This window comes from Microbacterium sp. PI-SA-G (assembly GCF_057215335.1).
In genome coordinates this window covers 510,970-526,791 of sequence record NZ_CM170103.1, presented here as the reverse complement: position 1 = coordinate 526,791, position 15,822 = coordinate 510,970, and the positions used below count along the sequence as shown (strand labels likewise).

General features: G+C 67.8%; 13 protein-coding genes and 1 tRNA gene. 2 read left to right on the top strand and 12 right to left on the bottom strand.

The annotated features are described in order from the left end of the window. Positions 1-73: 73 nt before the first annotated feature. The gene (gene polA / locus AC2D10_RS02680) at positions 74-2,707 is read right to left on the bottom strand and encodes a DNA polymerase I (protein ID WP_484710301.1); all 2,634 of its coding nucleotides are present in this window, start codon (positions 2,705-2,707) and stop codon (positions 74-76) included. Between the two features lie 45 nt (positions 2,708-2,752). Between polA and AC2D10_RS02675 the strand changes: the two genes are divergently transcribed. Continuing rightward, positions 2,753-3,178 (top strand): hotdog fold thioesterase, encoded by a 426-nt coding sequence (locus AC2D10_RS02675; RefSeq protein WP_484710300.1) that lies wholly within the window; start codon positions 2,753-2,755, stop codon positions 3,176-3,178. Between the two features lie 16 nt (positions 3,179-3,194). Here the strand turns inward: AC2D10_RS02675 and AC2D10_RS02670 are convergent, their stop codons facing one another. From AC2D10_RS02670 to AC2D10_RS02650, 5 genes are all read right to left on the bottom strand, one after another. Then, positions 3,195-3,527, bottom strand: coding sequence for a hypothetical protein (locus AC2D10_RS02670; protein ID WP_484710299.1), 333 nt, complete (start codon positions 3,525-3,527; stop codon positions 3,195-3,197). Between the two features lie 110 nt (positions 3,528-3,637). After that, on the bottom strand, positions 3,638-4,249 hold the full coding sequence (locus AC2D10_RS02665) for an ANTAR domain-containing response regulator (RefSeq protein ID WP_484710297.1): 612 nt from the start codon (positions 4,247-4,249) through the stop codon (positions 3,638-3,640). Further along, on the bottom strand, positions 4,246-4,812 hold the full coding sequence (locus AC2D10_RS02660; protein WP_484710296.1) for a GAF and ANTAR domain-containing protein: 567 nt from the start codon (positions 4,810-4,812) through the stop codon (positions 4,246-4,248). Before AC2D10_RS02660 ends, AC2D10_RS02665 begins: the two co-directional genes overlap by 4 nt. A gap of 48 nt (positions 4,813-4,860) precedes the next feature. After that, entirely contained in the window at positions 4,861-5,424 is a 564-nt protein-coding gene (locus AC2D10_RS02655; RefSeq protein WP_484710295.1) for a GNAT family N-acetyltransferase, read from the bottom strand. After that, entirely contained in the window at positions 5,424-6,044 is a 621-nt protein-coding gene (locus tag AC2D10_RS02650) for an ANTAR domain-containing response regulator (protein WP_042536652.1), read from the bottom strand. The genes AC2D10_RS02655 and AC2D10_RS02650 overlap by 1 nt, the downstream gene beginning before the upstream one ends. Positions 6,045-6,145: 101 nt before the next feature. On the opposite strand from AC2D10_RS02650, the gene AC2D10_RS02645 reads away from it, so the two are divergent. Continuing rightward, positions 6,146-6,228: transfer RNA gene (locus AC2D10_RS02645), tRNA-Leu, on the top strand. 13 nt (positions 6,229-6,241) lie between these two features. Here the strand turns inward: AC2D10_RS02645 and AC2D10_RS02640 are convergent. The 6 genes from AC2D10_RS02640 to gltB all read right to left on the bottom strand — a co-directional run bounded on the left by AC2D10_RS02640 (position 6,242) and on the right by gltB (position 15,744). Continuing rightward, a complete protein-coding gene (locus tag AC2D10_RS02640) occupies positions 6,242-6,523 on the bottom strand; it encodes a hypothetical protein (RefSeq protein WP_484710294.1) in 282 nt (93 codons plus the stop codon). Positions 6,524-6,689: 166 nt separating this feature from the next. After that, the gene (locus AC2D10_RS02635; RefSeq protein WP_484710293.1) at positions 6,690-7,352 is read right to left on the bottom strand and encodes an esterase/lipase family protein; all 663 of its coding nucleotides are present in this window, start codon (positions 7,350-7,352) and stop codon (positions 6,690-6,692) included. Further along, positions 7,349-8,155 carry an alpha/beta fold hydrolase gene (locus AC2D10_RS02630; protein WP_484710292.1) on the bottom strand — a complete coding sequence of 269 codons (807 nt, stop codon included), beginning with the start codon at positions 8,153-8,155 and terminating at the stop codon, positions 7,349-7,351. The genes AC2D10_RS02635 and AC2D10_RS02630 overlap by 4 nt, the downstream gene beginning before the upstream one ends. Positions 8,156-8,250: 95 nt before the next feature. After that, positions 8,251-9,702 carry a pyruvate kinase gene (pyk, locus tag AC2D10_RS02625; protein ID WP_484710291.1) on the bottom strand — a complete coding sequence of 484 codons (1,452 nt, stop codon included), beginning with the start codon at positions 9,700-9,702 and terminating at the stop codon, positions 8,251-8,253. Between the two features lie 59 nt (positions 9,703-9,761). Next, on the bottom strand, positions 9,762-11,228 hold the full coding sequence (locus AC2D10_RS02620; protein ID WP_484710290.1) for a glutamate synthase subunit beta: 1,467 nt from the start codon (positions 11,226-11,228) through the stop codon (positions 9,762-9,764). Beyond that, positions 11,221-15,744, bottom strand: a complete 4,524-nt coding sequence (gene gltB / locus AC2D10_RS02615; protein ID WP_484711788.1) for a glutamate synthase large subunit — start codon at positions 15,742-15,744, stop codon at positions 11,221-11,223. Before gltB ends, AC2D10_RS02620 begins: the two co-directional genes overlap by 8 nt. Positions 15,745-15,822 lie beyond the last annotated feature (78 nt).

Below are 15,822 nucleotides of genomic sequence, written 5' to 3'. Positions count from 1 at the left end.
CCCTAACCGTGCCGATCCCCGCGCCGCAGGGTGCCTGCGGCGCGGGGCGGGTGGCACGCTCGAAGGCGCAGGATCAGTGCGCCGCCTCGTTCCAATCCTGGCCGCGCCCGACCTGCACATCGAGCGGCACGGACAGCGCCGCGGCGTCGCCCATGCGGGTGCGCACGATGCGCTCGGCGGCGTCCCACTCCCCCGGAGCCACCTCGACCACGAGCTCGTCGTGGATCTGCAGCAGCACGCGGGAGCCGAGCCCCTCGGCGCGGAGGTCGTCGTGGATGTGCAGCAGCGCGATCTTCATGATGTCGGCGGCGCTGCCCTGGATCGGGGCGTTGAGCGCCGCGCGTTCCGCGTTCTCGCGCAGCACGCGGTTCGGGCTCGAGAGGTCGGGGAACGGGCGGCGACGACCGAAGATCGTCTCGGTGTAGCCGACTTCCTTCGCCTTCATGACGGACGCGCGCAGATAATCGCGCACCGCGCCGAAGCGCGCGAAATACTCGACCATCAGCTGTTTTGCCTCGGACTGCTCGATGCGCAGCTGCTTGGACAGGCCGAACGCCGACAGGCCGTACACGAGACCGTACGACATCGCCTTGACCTTGGTGCGCATCGCGGCAGACACCTCGCTCGGCTCGACGCCGAAGACCCGGGCGCCCACGAACCGGTGCAGGTCCTCGCCGCTGTTGAACGCCTCGATCAGACCCTCATCACCCGATAGGTGCGCCATGATGCGCATCTCGATCTGGGAGTAGTCGGCCGTGAGGAGCGCCTCGTATCCCTCGCCGACCTGGAAGGCGCTGCGGATGCGCCGCGACTCCTCGGTTCGGACCGGGATGTTCTGCAGGTTCGGGTCGGTGCTCGAGAGTCGACCCGTCTGGCTGCCGGTCTGCACGTACGTGGTGTGCACCCGGTGGTCGTCTCCGATCGCCGCGTCGAGGGACTCGATGATCTGGCGGAGCTTCGTCGCCTCACGGTGCTGCAGCAGGAGGCGGAGGAACGGGTGCGGATGCGTCTCCTGCAGGTCGGCGAGAACCGCGGCGTCCGTGGAGTACCCGGTCTTGGTCTTGCGCGTCTTCGGCAGCTGCAGGTCTTCGAACAGAACCTCCTGGAGCTGCTTCGGGGAGCCGAGGTTGAACTCGCGGCCGACCACGGAGAACGCCTCGGCCGCCAGACCATCGGCCCGCGTTGCGAGCTCGCCCGAGAACGTCGAGAGCACTTCATGCGACACCGCGACCCCGGCGACCTCCATGTCGGCGAGCGTCAGGAGGGTCGGAAGCTCGATGTCGGTGAGCACCTCGGCCACGGACTCGGGGATGTCCTCGCGCAGGGCGTTCGCCACGCGCAGGATGAACCAGGCCTCCTGCGAAGGGGTCGCGCCCTCGGTCTCGGGCACGAGCTGCGAGGGATCGGCCTCGGGCAGCTTCTCGCCGAGGTAGCGCTCGACGAGGTCGCCGAGTGTCTTGTCGGGGAAGCTCGGGCGCAGCAGCCAGCCGGCGAGGCTCGTGTCGTACACCAGCCCGCCGATGCGGGCACCCTGACGACGCAATGCCTTCACCTGAGGCTTGGCGTCGTGAAGCACCTTGGGCGCATCCGAGGCGAGCCACTGCTTCAGCTCGTCGGCGACCTCCGGCGTCCAGTCCGTCTCGCGCAGTTCGCTCTCGGTCGCGGCGCCCAGACGCACGGGCACGCCGCCCTGCGTCACGATTCGCACGGCGATGTCTTCGTCGACGGCCGAAGCCCAGGCGACGAAGTCTGCGGTGGTGACCTGAACAGGCTCGGGCAGCACGACGACCGCGGCGGGATCATCGGCGACCTCTCCGGCTCCGACCGCCTCGAACACGCGCGGCAGCAGGGTGCGGAACTCCAGCCGGGCGAAGATGTCGCGCACAGCCTGCGCGTCGATCGGAGCGACGGCGAGGTCGGTCGGCGCGTATTCGAGCTCCACGTCGCGCAGCAGGCGGTTGAGCTTGCGGTTGCGTCGCACGTCGTCGATGTGATCGCGCAGGTTGCCGCCCACCACGCCCTTGATCTCGCCGGCCCGGTCGAGCAGCTCGTCGAGGCTGCCGAACTGCGTGAGCCACTTCACCGCGGTCTTCTCCCCCACCTTCGGCACACCGGGGAGGTTGTCGCTGGTCTCGCCCACCAGGGCGGCGATGTCGGGGTACTGCTCGGGGCGCACGCCGTAGCGCTCCTGCACCGTCGTGGGGTCGTATCGCTTGAGCTGTGATACGCCCTGCACCGAGGGGTAGAGCAGCGTCACGTCGTCATCGACGAGCTGGATCGAGTCCCGGTCGCCCGACACGACGAGAACGGAGAACCCCTGCTCGGCTCCCTGCGTCGAGAGCGTCGCGAGGATGTCGTCGGCCTCGATGCCCTCCTTCGTGAGAACCGGGATGGACATGGCCGCGAGGCAGTCCTGCAGCAGCGGGATCTGGCCGCGGAACTCCTGCGGGGTCTCCGAGCGCGTGGCCTTGTATTCGGGGTACTCGTCTGTGCGGAACGAGTGCCTCGAGGTGTCGAAGGCGATCGCCATGTGCGTGGGCTTCTCGGCTTTGATCAGGTTGACCAGCATCGAGAGGAAGCCATAGATGGCGTTCGTGTGCTGGTTGTCCTTGGTCGTGAAGTTCTCCACCGGAAGGGCGAAGAAGGCACGGTAGGCGAGAGAATGGCCGTCGATGACCATGAGGGTAGGCTTTGCGGAGTCCGTCACCCTGTCAGCCTAACGAGGACCACAGACACCCGCTGAGGAGCATGCATGAGCGACGTCGCCGCAAACGAGGGACTCGAGTGGGCCACGGCCCGCGGGATGGGTGCACTGGCCGAGAAGATGGGCATGGAGTTCACCGAGTTCACCCTCGAGCGCTGCGTCGCGACCATGCCCGTCGAAGGCAACACGCAGCCCGTCGGACTCATGCACGGCGGCGCCTACGTCGTGCTGGGCGAGTCGCTGGGCTCCATGGCCGCGAACCTGCACGCGGGCGCCGGGCGTCTGGCGGTCGGGGTCGACATCAACGCGACGCACACGCGCTCCGCCACGTCGGGTGTCGTCACCGGCGTGTGTACGCCCGTACATCTGGGACGAAGCATCGCCGTGCATGAGATCGTCGTGAGTGACGATCAGGGACGCCGCTGCTCGACCATCCGGATCACGAACATGATCAAGGACGCTCCCGCCGCCTGACGTCGCGGTCGGGGCATCAGAGCTCGTAGTCCCAGGACGACCACGACGGAGAGACGTGGTCCTCGGACGGGCGGCCGTGCGCCAACGCCTGCCTGAGCTCATCGAGCTGCTCCACGGTGCCCGGATCGAGGAGCTCCTGATCGTGCCCGGGCTCAGCCACGATCCCGATCTCGACAAGCCACCCGATCCGCAGCTCGAGGCGGCGCGCCACGTACTCGTCGTCGATGTACGGGATCTCGACGAGGTCCGTGTCGTGCGCCCGTGCGAGAGCCAGGGCGTACCGGCTGACGGCGTCGGCGACAGCGTCTCCGGTACAGAAAGCACCGAAGGATGTGATGACCCGTTTCATGGGAACCCCCGCGTTCGATCGAAAGTCGAGATCGCCGGGGTCTGGGGCGCGTGACCGAGTCTACCCGCCGTCAGGGCGACGCGGGTGGTGACGCCAGATGAGATCGTGAGTCAGTCGAGGGTGAGCTGTCGCGCCACGATGCGGCGAGCGACCTCGCCGAGTCGCACGCCGTTCTCTCGCGCGTAGGCGCGGATCAGTGCGAAGGCGTCGTCCATCGGCACACCCTGCCGATGCGACACCACGCCCTTGGCCTGTTCGATCACGACACGGCTGTTGAGGGCGTGCTGCAGCTGCTGACTCAGAGCCTCGGTCTCGCGCATCGCGCGCTCGTGCAGGATGCCGATGGTCGCGATGTCGGCCAGTGCCCGTGCGATCACCAGGTCCTCGGTCGTCGCGGTGGCACCGGCCTCCAGCAGCAGCGTCAGCGATCCGATGGTCTTGTCGCGCAGACGCAGCGGGATCGAGACGACCGACGCGGTGGGCGCCGAGGCCCCGAGCAGCAGCGCCTCGACGACACTCCCCGCCTCGCTCGTCGACGCGACAAGTTCGAGCTCGCCAGCGGCATCCGCGAGGAGGAGGCCCGCCGCGGAGACGTTCAGCTCCGCTCGACAGGTGTCCACGAGCTCCTGCATGAGCTCGACGATGTCGTAGTCGTCGACCAGCGTGTCGGCGAGCTGGGTGAAGGTGCGCAGCAGCCGGCTGTCGCGTTCGAGAGCTGTCATGAGCGGACCTCGATCGCGCCGTGTTCTTTGGTGAACACCACACGGCGCGCCAGCACGTCCTCGGCGACCGACATCACGGTGCTCTCCGAGGCGAAGGCACGGCTCTGGAGCAGCAGCCGCGCATCCTCCGCATCGATGTCGAGCTGTGCGAGCACCATGCCCGTGGCCTGATGCACCTGCCGCCGTGAGAAGGGTGAGAGCACCTCATCCGCGTGCGGCTCGCTCGCCGCGAGGCTGTCTCGCAGCACACGGCGGGCGACCACCGACGCCAATGCGCTCGCATGCCGGGTCTGCACCTCGTCGAGGTCGAGCGGCACGCGTGAGTACAGATCGACGGCGCCGAATCGCAGGCTGCCCACGGTCAGCGGGAAGGCGAAGATCGAGGCGACGTCACCCTCCTGCACGGCACGTCCGAACGCGGGCCACCGCTCAGGCCCGTGTCGCCCGTGCAGGTGCGGCTCGTGCACCGGCTTCGCCAGACGCAGGGCATCCCAGCAGGGCCCCTCTCCCAGGTCGAACTGGAGTTCGTCGAGCCAGGCCGCGGAGTTGTCAGTTGCCGACACGGTCTGCGTTCCGAGGAGGCAACGACCGCGGTGACGGGCGCGGCGCGCTCAGCCCGGCGCGTCGGCCTCTTCTCCGTCGTCCTCCAGGAGCTTCTGGAACAGCACGTGATCCTGCCACCGTCCGGCGATCTCGAGGTAACGCGGCGCCAGACCGATCCGCTCGAACCCGGTGGCGTCGAGAACACGCTGCGAACCCGCGTTGTGCAGGAGCGTGGCGGCCTGAAGCCGGTGCAGACCGAGCGTCTCACGCGCGTGTTCGGCCACATGCCCGACGGCCCGGCGCGCGAGTCCATGGCCCTGCAGCCCCGCATCGACCCAGTACCCGAGGTCGGCGCTCCAGAACGCGCCGCGGATGATGTTGTTGAGGTTCATCCGTCCGCGGATCTCGCCGTCGAAGGACTCGATCACGAAGCGCAGACTGCGGCCGACGGACGCGTCCGCAACGCTGCGCGCGACGTCGCGCTCCTGCACATCGACAGAGAAGAACGCGCGCTCACGCAGAGGCTCCCAGGGGGCCAGGTGCTCACGGTTCGCGAGATAGGCCCGCGCCAGGGCCGCGCCGTCCCCTTCGCGGAGCGGACGCAGAGTGTGCTCGGTGTCGAGCGCGAACACTACTTCTTCGGCGCGAGCTGCTCGATGATCGCCTTGGCGACGTCCTGCATGGTCAGACGGCGGTCCATGGACGCCTTCTGGATCCAGCGGAACGCCTCCGGCTCGCTCAGGCCCATCTTCTCGTTGAGAAGACCCTTTGCGCGGTCGACGAGCTTGCGTGTCTCGAAGCGCTCGACCATGTCGGCGACCTCGGCCTCGAGCGTGATGATCTGCTCGTGACGGGCGAGTGCGATCTCGATCGCGGGCAGCAGGTCGTTCGGAGTGAAGGGCTTCACCACGTACGCCAGTGCCCCGGCCTCGCTCGCGCGCTCCACCAGTTCCTTCTGGCTGAAGGCCGTCAGCAGCACCACCGGGGCGATGTTGCCCTTGTGAAGCTTCTCGGCGGCGCTGATACCGTCGAGCTGCGGCATCTTCACATCCATGATGACGAGGTCAGGACGCAGTTCGGTGGCCAGCGCGACAGCGGTCTCGCCGTCACCGGCCTCACCGACGACATCGAAGCCGTTGTCGCGGAGGATCTCGACGATGTCGAGACGGATCAGCGATTCGTCCTCGGCGACGACGACGCGTCGGGGTGCGGATGACGTGGGCTGCTCGGCTGCCTGTTCTTGCTCGGTCACGGCTCCATCCTAGTCGAGAGCCCCCGCGCATCGGCGATCATGCGGCGCGTGACGTGGCCGGCACTCCCCCTGCGCTAAAGTCGGAGACGCACGACACACGAGCCGGCGTGGCGGAATGGCAGACGCGGAGCACTCAAAATGCTTTGTCCGAAAGGGCGTGTGGGTTCGAGTCCCACCGCCGGCACATCGACGGATCTTCAGTAGTCGAAGTCGATCCACGGACCATCGAGCGGCAGCGGGTCGATCTCGTAGCGCTCCAGCTCCTCCGGTGAACGCTCGACGATCTCGAACCGCACCGGGACGCCGGGGGCGACGAGCAGCGAGATGGTGCCGTGACCGACCGTCCGAAAGTCGACGAAGTCGGAACCCTCCCGCATGGCGGTGACGATGGCTCGCTTGGTCGTGTCGACGTCCTGATCCGCGTCGAGAAGGAACGTCTGCCCGTCGAACCTGACCTTGTTGACCTTCATGATCTCCACCCGCCTCCGATCGGAACCCGAACAGGAGTACCGCATGCGCCGGTGGTTCAGAGGTCGGGATCTACGCCCGACGCTACTCTCCCCCGATGGCCCCAGCGCCGGATCTCGGGATTCACAGAAGGCGCCCAGGTGTGAGAGGCCAATCGAGCCCAGCTCTCCCGCCGGCTCATTCGGCGAGAACGGCGAGCTCCGCCATGACGCGCGGATGCGCCAGCACGCGGAAATGGCCCCCCGTGTCGAGCCGTACGTTCTTCGCGCCGGCCAACTCGCTGCCCTCGGGGATGTGCGGATCGAAGTCGGGGTAGACCGACACGATCCGCTCGTTCACCGTGAGCTGGAGCGCCAGACTTCGAATCGACGGGTCATCCGGCGAGAATGCCCTCAGGGTGCGCACGGGGAGATGGCGTGCCCAGCGCGACCCGCCGAACGGGGTCGCGATGGCGAGCATCGAGCGAATCCGATGCGCCGCGCGGCCTGTCATCGCCAGCTTTCCCGCGAGTCCTCCCTTGCTGTGCGCGACCAGGATCACATCGGTCAGCCCTTCTGCTTCCAGGTACTCCGCGACGGTCACCGCCATGTCGGCGACGGGAAAGCGGTTGTGGCGCAACGCCTCGACGACATGCACCGGATGACCGCGCTCATGCATTGCAGTGATGAGCGGTTGCATGAACTTCCAGGTCTCGTACACCCCGGGCAGCACGACGATGTGCGCGGCATCGCCGGCGACGAACGACGCGGGGTCTGTCCGGTCGAAGAACGCACGAACCTGCCAGTAGCCGGCGTAGAGATAGTCGGCGGCCCAGGACCGGACTGCGTGGAACGGACTCACGACCGGACCCTGCGATCCGGCCGTCCGCCGATCTGCGGGTCGTCATCCGGCCAGTCGCCGGCGGTGTGGAAGAGGATCGCCGCAGCGACGGCGCGCGGGGCGGACTGCTGGACGACGTGGTGCTGCCGAGGAACCTCGACGAGGCGCGCCTGCGGAGCAGTGTCGCGCAGCCGCCGACACCACTCGCGACCGGCGACGGGGTCGGACCCACCACGGATGATCAGCAGCGGCACTGCGAGGTCACGCACCCTGTCCTCCGTCGGGTAGGCGAGCATGTGCCGAAGTTGGGTCAGATACCACGGGACTCCGCAACGCACGTAGTCGCTGAAGACGATGGCGTTGATCGACGGCGTCTCTCCGAGCGTGTCCACGCCGAGCGCCCGCGCCTGGGAGCCGAGCGTCCGGTGCCGATCATCGACCACCGGGCCCATCGCGACGACGGAACGGACGAGATCAGAGCGCCGCCTCGCTGTCTCGATCGCCCACTGGACGCCCATCGAGTGGCCCACCAGCACGACCTCGGTGTCGCCCAACGACGCGATCACGTCGCCGAGGAGCTGCGCCATGCGCGGCACGTCGAGCATCTGCTGCGGCTTGGGAAGGCCGCCGAACCCAGGAAGGTCGATCGACACCACGCGGGTGGAAGCCGCCAGCACCTCGTGCAGCCGCGCGAGATAACGATGAGACATCCCGATGCCGTGGACCAGGACGACGGTCGGGGCTGTCGTCGCCTTCGGCCTCGGACTCTCGATGAGACGGAACGCCAGGCCGTCGACGATGATACGGCGGCGTTCAGAACTCATGGCAGAACGCTATCCGACGCACGGTACCCGGTCACGGGGGTTGACGCGGGGACACCGAAGGGGCGAGACCGAAGTCCCGCCCCTGTGGATGATCGTCAGACCGTGGCTTCCTTGTAGATCGGAGCCGCGCCGTTCACGGCGTCTCCGACCTTGTGGACGCGGATGTCGTTGGTCGAGCCGACGATTCCGGGAGGGGAACCGGAGATCACGACGACCTTGTCGCCTACGGTCGCGAGGCCGTTGCTGAGCAGGTAGTCGTCGACCTGCAGATACATCAGGTCGGTGTGCTGCACCATGTCGACGAGGGTCGAGCGGATGCCCCAGGTGAGCGCCATGCGGCGGCGGATGTCGGGCTCCGGCGTGAAAGCGAGCATCGGGATGCGCGAGCGCAGGCGCGACAGGCGGCGTGCGGAGTCACCCGACTGCGTGAAGACGCAGAGGAACTTCGCCTCGACGAACTCCGCGACCTCGAGCGCCGCCAGGGTGATGGCGCCACCCTGGGTGCGCGGCTTGGTGGTGAGCGGCGCGATGCGCTCGAGCCCGTGCTCCTCGGTCGACTCGATGATGCGGGCCATGGTCTCGACCACGACGACCGGGTAGTCGCCCACGCTGGTCTCGCCCGAGAGCATCACGGCATCGGCACCGTCGAGGACGGCGTTGGCGACGTCGGAGGTCTCGGCACGGGTCGGCACCGGGCTGTTGATCATCGACTCGAGCATCTGCGTCGCGACGATGACGGGCTTGGCCATGCGACGCGCGAGTTCGACGGCGCGCTTCTGCACGATCGGCACGGCTTCGAGGGGCAGCTCGACGCCGAGGTCACCACGGGCGACCATGATGGCGTCGAACGCGTCGACGATCTCCTCGAGCGCGTCGACGGCCTGCGGCTTCTCGACCTTGGCGATGACGGGGACCTTGACGCCCTCTTCAGCCATGATCTCGTGCACGCGCGACACGTCGGAGGCGTTGCGCACGAACGAGAGCGCGATCAGGTCGGCGCCGATGCGCAGCCCCCAGCGCAGGTCGTCCTCGTCCTTCTCGCTCAGCGCGGGGACGTTGACGGCGACACCGGGAAGGTTGATGCCCTTGTTGTTCGAGACGGCTCCGGCGACGATGACCTTGGTCGTCACGACGACGCCATCGGTCTCGACGACCTCGACGCGGACCTTGCCGTCGTCGATGAGCAGGAAGTCACCGGGATTGACGTCCTGCGGCAGACCCTTGAACGTGGTGCTGCAGATCTCACGGTTGCCGATGATGTCCTCGGTCGTGATCTTGAAGATGTCGCCGACCGCGAGGTCGTAGGGGCCGTCTTCGAACTTGCCGAGGCGGATCTTCGGGCCCTGCAGGTCGACGAGGATGGCGACGGCACGCCCGGCGTCATCCGCGGCACGGCGCACGTTGGCGTAGTTGTTCTCGTGCACGGAGTAGTCACCGTGGCTGAGGTTCAGGCGTGCGACGTCGACACCGGCATCGATCAGTGCACGCACCGTCTCATAGGTGGAAGTTGCGGGGCCCAGGGTGGCGACGATTTTCGCGCGTCTCAACAGGAATCTCCAGAGTAAAAGTGGGGGAAGGTGAATCAGGCGAGGTGCCGCGGCTCAGCCTACGCGGGCTGGAGGCCGAGCGCGACATCACTCGGGCGCACCGGCTCGGGGAGAACGGTGGTGCCCATCAGGAAGCGATCGACGTTCGCAGCCGCCGCGCGGCCCTCGGCGATCGCCCACACGATGAGCGACTGACCGCGACCCGCGTCGCCGGCGACGAAGACGCCCGGCACAGTGGATTCGTAGGACGAGCCGCGCTGGAAGGCGCCCCGGTCCGTCAGCTGCGGGAGGGTGTCCTCCGTGTAGCCGTCCTGCTCGGGGCCGGTGAAGCCCATCGCGATCAGCACGAGGTCGGCGGGGATCTCGCGCTCGGTGCCGCTCTTGGGCACACGGCGTCCGTCGATGTACTCGGTCTCGGCGACGCGGAGAGCACGGACCTCGCCGACATCGTTCGAGAGGAACTCGACCGTGGAGGCGAGGAACATCCGCTCGCCGCCCTCCTCGTGCGCCGACGCGATCTCGAACAGGGTCGGCATCATCGGCCAGGGCTGATTCTCCGGACGCTCAGAGCTCGGCTGCTTGCCGATCGCGAGGTTCGTCACGCTGAGAGCGCCCTGGCGGTGCGCGGTACCGATGCAGTCGGCACCGGTGTCGCCGCCGCCGATCACGATGACGTGCTTACCCTCGGCGGTGATCTGCTCCGAGACCTTGTCGCCGGCGACTGCGTGGTTGGACTCGACGAGGTACTCCATCGCGAAGTGCACGCCGTCGAGGTCGCGACCGGGGATGGAGAGGTCACGCGGGACCGTCGACCCGGTGGCGATCACCACGGCGTCGTAGCGGGCTCGCAGGTCGGCCCAGGAGATGTCCTTGCCGATCTCGACACCGGCACGGAAGCGGGTGCCCTCCTCCTGCATCTGACGCAGACGGGACTCCAGGTGCCCCTTCTCCATCTTGAAGTCCGGGATGCCGTAGCGCAGCAGGCCGCCGATGCGGTCGTCGCGCTCGAACACGGCGACGGTGTGACCGGCGCGCGTGAGCTGCTGCGCGGCAGCGAGGCCGGCCGGGCCGGACCCCACGACCGCGACCGTCTTGCCGGTCAGACGCGCAGGCGGCTGCGGCTCGACCCAGCCCTTGGCGAAGGCCTCGTCGATGATCGAGACCTCGATCTGCTTGATCGTGACGGCGGGCTGGTTGATGCCCAGCACGCAGGAGCTCTCGCACGGAGCGGGGCACAGGCGACCGGTGAACTCCGGGAAGTTGTTGGTCGCATGCAGGCGATCGATCGCCGCGCGACCCTCGCCGCGCCACGTCAGATCGTTCCACTCCGGGATCAGGTTGCCCAGCGGGCACCCGGAGTGGCAGAACGGCACGCCGCAGTCCATGCAGCGTCCGGCCTGACGCTTCAGGACCGCCTGGTCACCGGGCTCATAGACCTCTTTCCAGTCCATGATGCGCACGGGCACGGGCCGCCGTGGTGGCAGCTCACGCTCGGTGACCTTCAGAAAACCTTTGGGATCAGCCACCGGTCACCTCCAGGATGCGGTTCCACACGATGTCGCCGTCGGGGTCGATCCCCTCAGCGAGGGCCTCTTCGCGCATGTTCCGCACGGCGGCGAAGTCACGCGGGAGGACCTTCACGAATTCGGAAGCCGTCGTCTCGAACCGCGCGAGCAGGTCGGACGCCAGCGGAGAGGCGGTGCGCTCGACGTGCTCGACCAGCAGTCCGCGCAGTACCTCGAGATCGGCGCGGTCGAGCTGTTCGAGCAGGAGCTCGCCGCTGCCGAGCGACTGCGCGTTCACCTTGGCGGTGTCAAGGGCGTGAACGTACGCCACTCCCCCGGACATACCGGCGCCGAAGTTGCGCCCGGTGGAGCCCAAGATCACGGCGAGACCACCGGTCATGTACTCGAGCGCGTGGTCGCCCACGCCCTCGACGACCGCCGTCGCGCCGGAGTTGCGCACGAGGAACCGCTCGCCCACGACGCCCGAGATGAACATCGTGCCGGAGGTCGCGCCGTAGCCGATCACGTTTCCGGCGATGACGTTCTCCTCGGGGGCGATGGTCGACGCCCGCGGCGGACGGATGGTGATGTCGCCGCCGGAGAGCCCCTTGCCCACGTAGTCGTTGGCGTCGCCCTCGAGTCGGAGCACGATGCCCGGGGGCAGGAAGGCGCCGAGCGACTGACCGGCCGTGCCATGAAGGGTCACGTCGATCGTGCCTCGCGGAAGCCCTGCGGCTCCGTGACGCGAGGTGACCTGATGCCCGAGCATGGTGCCGACCGCTCGCTCGGTGTTGGCGATGGGCAGCTCGACGACGACGGGCTCTCCGTTCAGGAGCGCACCCGCGGCGATGTCGATCAGCTGCACGTCGAAGTGTTTGTCGAGCTCGTGGTCCTGCGTGCGAGCGCTGCGACGCGGCTCGCCCGCCGGGAATGCCGGCCCTTCCAGGATCGGCGTGAGGTCGAGGCCCTCCGTCTTCCAGTGCTCGACCGCCTCGTTGACCTGCAGCAGGTCGGCGCGTCCGACGATCTCGTCGATCGAGCGGTAGCCGAGTTCCGACAGCAGCTCTCGGACCTCCTCGGCGATGAACTCCATGAAGTTCACGACGAACTCGGGCTTGCCGGTGAAGCGCTCGCGCAGCGCAGGGTTCTGCGTCGCGACGCCCACCGGGCACGTGTCGAGGTGGCAGACGCGCATCATGATGCAGCCGCTGACCACGAGCGGAGCCGTGGCGAAGCCGAACTCCTCCGCACCCAGCAGCGCGCCGATGATGACATCGCGTCCGGTCTTCAGCTGGCCGTCGACCTGCACCACCACGCGGTCGCGCATGCCGTTGAGCATGAGCGTCTGCTGGGTCTCGGCGAGACCAAGCTCCCACGGGGTTCCCGCGTGCTTGAGCGAGTTCATCGGACTGGCGCCCGTGCCGCCGTCATGCCCGGAGACCAGGATGACGTCGCTGAGAGCCTTCGCGACACCGGCCGACACCGCGCCGATGCCCGACTGGCTCACCAGCTTGGTGTGGATGCGAGCCTCGGGGTTCGCGCGCTTCAGGTCGAAGATCAGCTGCTTGAGATCCTCGATCGAGTAGATGTCGTGGTGCGGCGGCGGGGAGATGAGTCCGACGCCGGCGGTCGCGTGCCGCGTGCGTGCCACCCACGGGTACACCTTGGTCGGCGGAAGCTGACCGCCCTCACCGGGCTTGGCACCCTGGGCGAGCTTGATCTGGATGTCATCCGCCTCGGTGAGGTAGAGGCTGGTGACGCCGAACCGACCGGAGGCGACCTGCTTGATCGCGCTGCGACGCTCGGGGTCGACCAGACGGTCGTCGTCCTCGCCGCCCTCACCGGTGTTGGACTTGCCGCCGATGCGGTTCATCGCGATCGCCAGCGTCTCGTGCGCCTCGCGGGAGATGGAGCCGTAGCTCATCGCCCCGGTCGAGAAGCGCTTCACGATGGAGGACACCGACTCGACCTCGTCGAGAGGGACGGGCTTGCGGGTGCCGGTGCGCAACTGGAACAGCCCGCGCAGGGTCTTGAGCTCCGAAGCCTGGTCGTCGACCATCTTCGTGTACTCGCGGAAGATGTCGTAGCGGCGGGTACGGGTCGCATGCTGCAGCTTGAACACCGTCTCGGGGCTGAAGAGGTGCGGCGAGCCGTCGCGACGCCACTGGTACTCGCCGCCGGTCCACAGACGCTCGTGGGCGCGAGCCGCGGCATCCTCCGGGTAGGCGTAGTCGTGTCGTGCCTGATTCTCGGCCGTGATCTCCTGGATCCCGATGCCGCCGAGCTTGGACTCGGTGCGCGTGAAGTACGCGTCGATGAACTCATGGCCCAAGCCCACGGCTTCGAACACCTGTGCGCCGGCGTACGAGGACACGGTCGAGATGCCCATCTTCGACATAATCTTGAGGACGCCCTTGCCGAGCGCGTAGATCAGGTTCTTGACGGCCTTCTCCGTCGTGATCCCGGTGATGTAGCCCGTGCGCACCAGGTGCTCCACCGTCTCCATGGCCAGGTACGGGTTGATCGCCGACGCGCCGTAACCGATCAGGGTCGCGACGTGGTGCACCTCGCGCACGTCGCCGGCCTCGACGATCAGACCGACCTTCATCCGGTTCTCGCGCCGGATCAGGTGGTGGTGGATCGCGGAGACCATCAGCAGCGACGGGATCGGGGTCAGATCCTTGTTCGAATCCCGGTCCGACAGGATGATGAACTCTGAGCCGTCGGCGATGGCCTGATCGACCTCGTCGCACATCTCGGTCAGTCGGTCCTGCAGCGAGTCGGGTCCGGAGTCGAAGTGATACAGACCGCGGATCGTGACGCTGGAGCGGTCGGGAAGAGCCTTGTCGATGTGGCGGATCTTCGCGAGCTCGTCGTTGTCGATCACCGGGAAGTCGAGCGACACCGTGCGGGTGTGCTCGGGACCCCACGACAGCAGGTTGCGCTCGGGACCGAGCCCCAGCTTGAGGCTCGTGACGACCTCTTCGCGGATCGAGTCCAGCGGCGGGTTCGTCACCTGCGCGAACTGCTGCGTGAAGTAGTCGAAGAGCAGCCGCGGGCGCTTGCTGAGCACGGCGATCGGGGTGTCGGACCCCATCGCGCCGAGCGGCTCGGCGCCGGTCTGCCCCATCGGGGTGAGCAGGATGCGCACTTCCTCTTCGGTGTAGCCGAAGGTGCGCTGACGGCGGGTGATGGATGCCGGCGGGTGCACGATGTGTTCGCGCTCGGGCAGATCGGCGAGCCGGACGGCACCGGCGTCGAGCCACTCCTGCCACGGGTGCATCGTCGCGAGATCCTGCTTGATCTCCTGGTCGCTGACGATCCGCCCCTGAGCGGTGTCGACCAGGAACATCTTGCCCGGCTGCAGGCGGCCGCGGCGCTTGATGCGCTCGGGCTCGAAGTGCAGCACCCCGGTCTCCGAGCCGATCACGACGAGACCGTCGGTCGTCTCGGTCCAGCGGCCGGGACGCAGACCGTTGCGGTCGAGCGTCGCACCCACGAGCGTGCCGTCGGTGAAGATGAGGGCGGCGGGGCCGTCCCACGGCTCCATCTGGTTCGAGTGGTACTCGTAGAACGAGCGCAGCTCGGGCGAGATATCGGACTGCTTCTCGTAGGCCTCGGGGACCATCATCATGATGGCGTGCGGGAGGCTGCGACCGGTGAGGGTCAGCAGTTCGAGCACCTCGTCGAAGGACGCCGAGTCACTCGCGCCGTCGGTGCAGATGGGCAGCAGCGGTGTGACGTCGCCGAGCAGCTCGGACTCGAGCTGCGACTGACGCGCGCGCATCCAGTTGCGGTTTCCGCCGACGGTGTTGATCTCGCCGTTGTGCGCGAGCATGCGCAGCGGCTGCGCGAGGGGCCACGACGGGAAGGTGTTCGTGGAGTAGCGGGAGTGCACGACCGCGAGCTCCGAGGCGAAACGCTCGTCCTGCAGATCAGGGTAGAACGGCTCGAGCTGGAGCGTGGTGACCATGCCCTTGTACCCGAGGGTGCGGCTGGACAGCGAGACGAAGTAGGCGCCGAGCTCGTGTCCGGCACGCTTGCGCAGACGATAGGCGACGCGGTCGAGTGCGATCCCCGTCAGCGGTGCGTCAGCGTGGGTCGCGCCACCGGCGCTCACGAAGAGCTGCTCGAACGCAGGGCGCGCCTCATCGGCGAGCTTGCCGAGGTGCTCGTTGATCGTGGGGACCTCGCGCCAGCCGAGGACGCGCAGGCCCTCGGAGCGTGCGATCTGCTCGATCCCCGCCTTCTGCTGGCGACGCTGACTCGAATCCCGCGGCAGGAAGGCGAGACCGGCCGCGTACTCCCCCATCGGCGGGAGCTCGAAGCTCACCACCGCACGGAGGAATTCGTCGGGCATCTGCGTGAGGATGCCCGCGCCGTCACCGGTGCCGGCGTCGGAGCCGATGGCCCCGCGGTGCTCCAGGTTGCGCAGCGCCTCGAGGGCGAGCGCGATGATGTCATGCCCCGCGGTGCCGCGGAGCGTCGCGACCATGGCCAGGCCGCAGGCGTCCTTCTCGAACGCCGGGTTGTACATGCCCTGCTTCGGGGGGTAGGCGCCTGACGCGCCGTAAGGTGGCTGGAAATACACCAGTTACCGTCCTCAGATACTCAA

What these genes read in the sequence shown, in the direction of transcription:
- AC2D10_RS02675 (WP_484710300.1), top strand. Translation starts at nt 2,753, where the DNA reads ATGAGCGACGTCGCCGCAAACGAGGGACTCGAGTGGGCCACGGCCCGC.
- AC2D10_RS02670 (WP_484710299.1), bottom strand. Translation starts at nt 3,527, where the DNA reads ATGAAACGGGTCATCACATCCTTCGGTGCTTTCTGTACCGGAGACGCT.
- AC2D10_RS02665 (WP_484710297.1), bottom strand. Translation starts at nt 4,249, where the DNA reads ATGACAGCTCTCGAACGCGACAGCCGGCTGCTGCGCACCTTCACCCAG.
- AC2D10_RS02630 (WP_484710292.1), bottom strand. Translation starts at nt 8,155, where the DNA reads ATGAGTTCTGAACGCCGCCGTATCATCGTCGACGGCCTGGCGTTCCGT.
- gltB (WP_484711788.1), bottom strand. Translation starts at nt 15,744, where the DNA reads ATGTACAACCCGGCGTTCGAGAAGGACGCCTGCGGCCTGGCCATGGTC.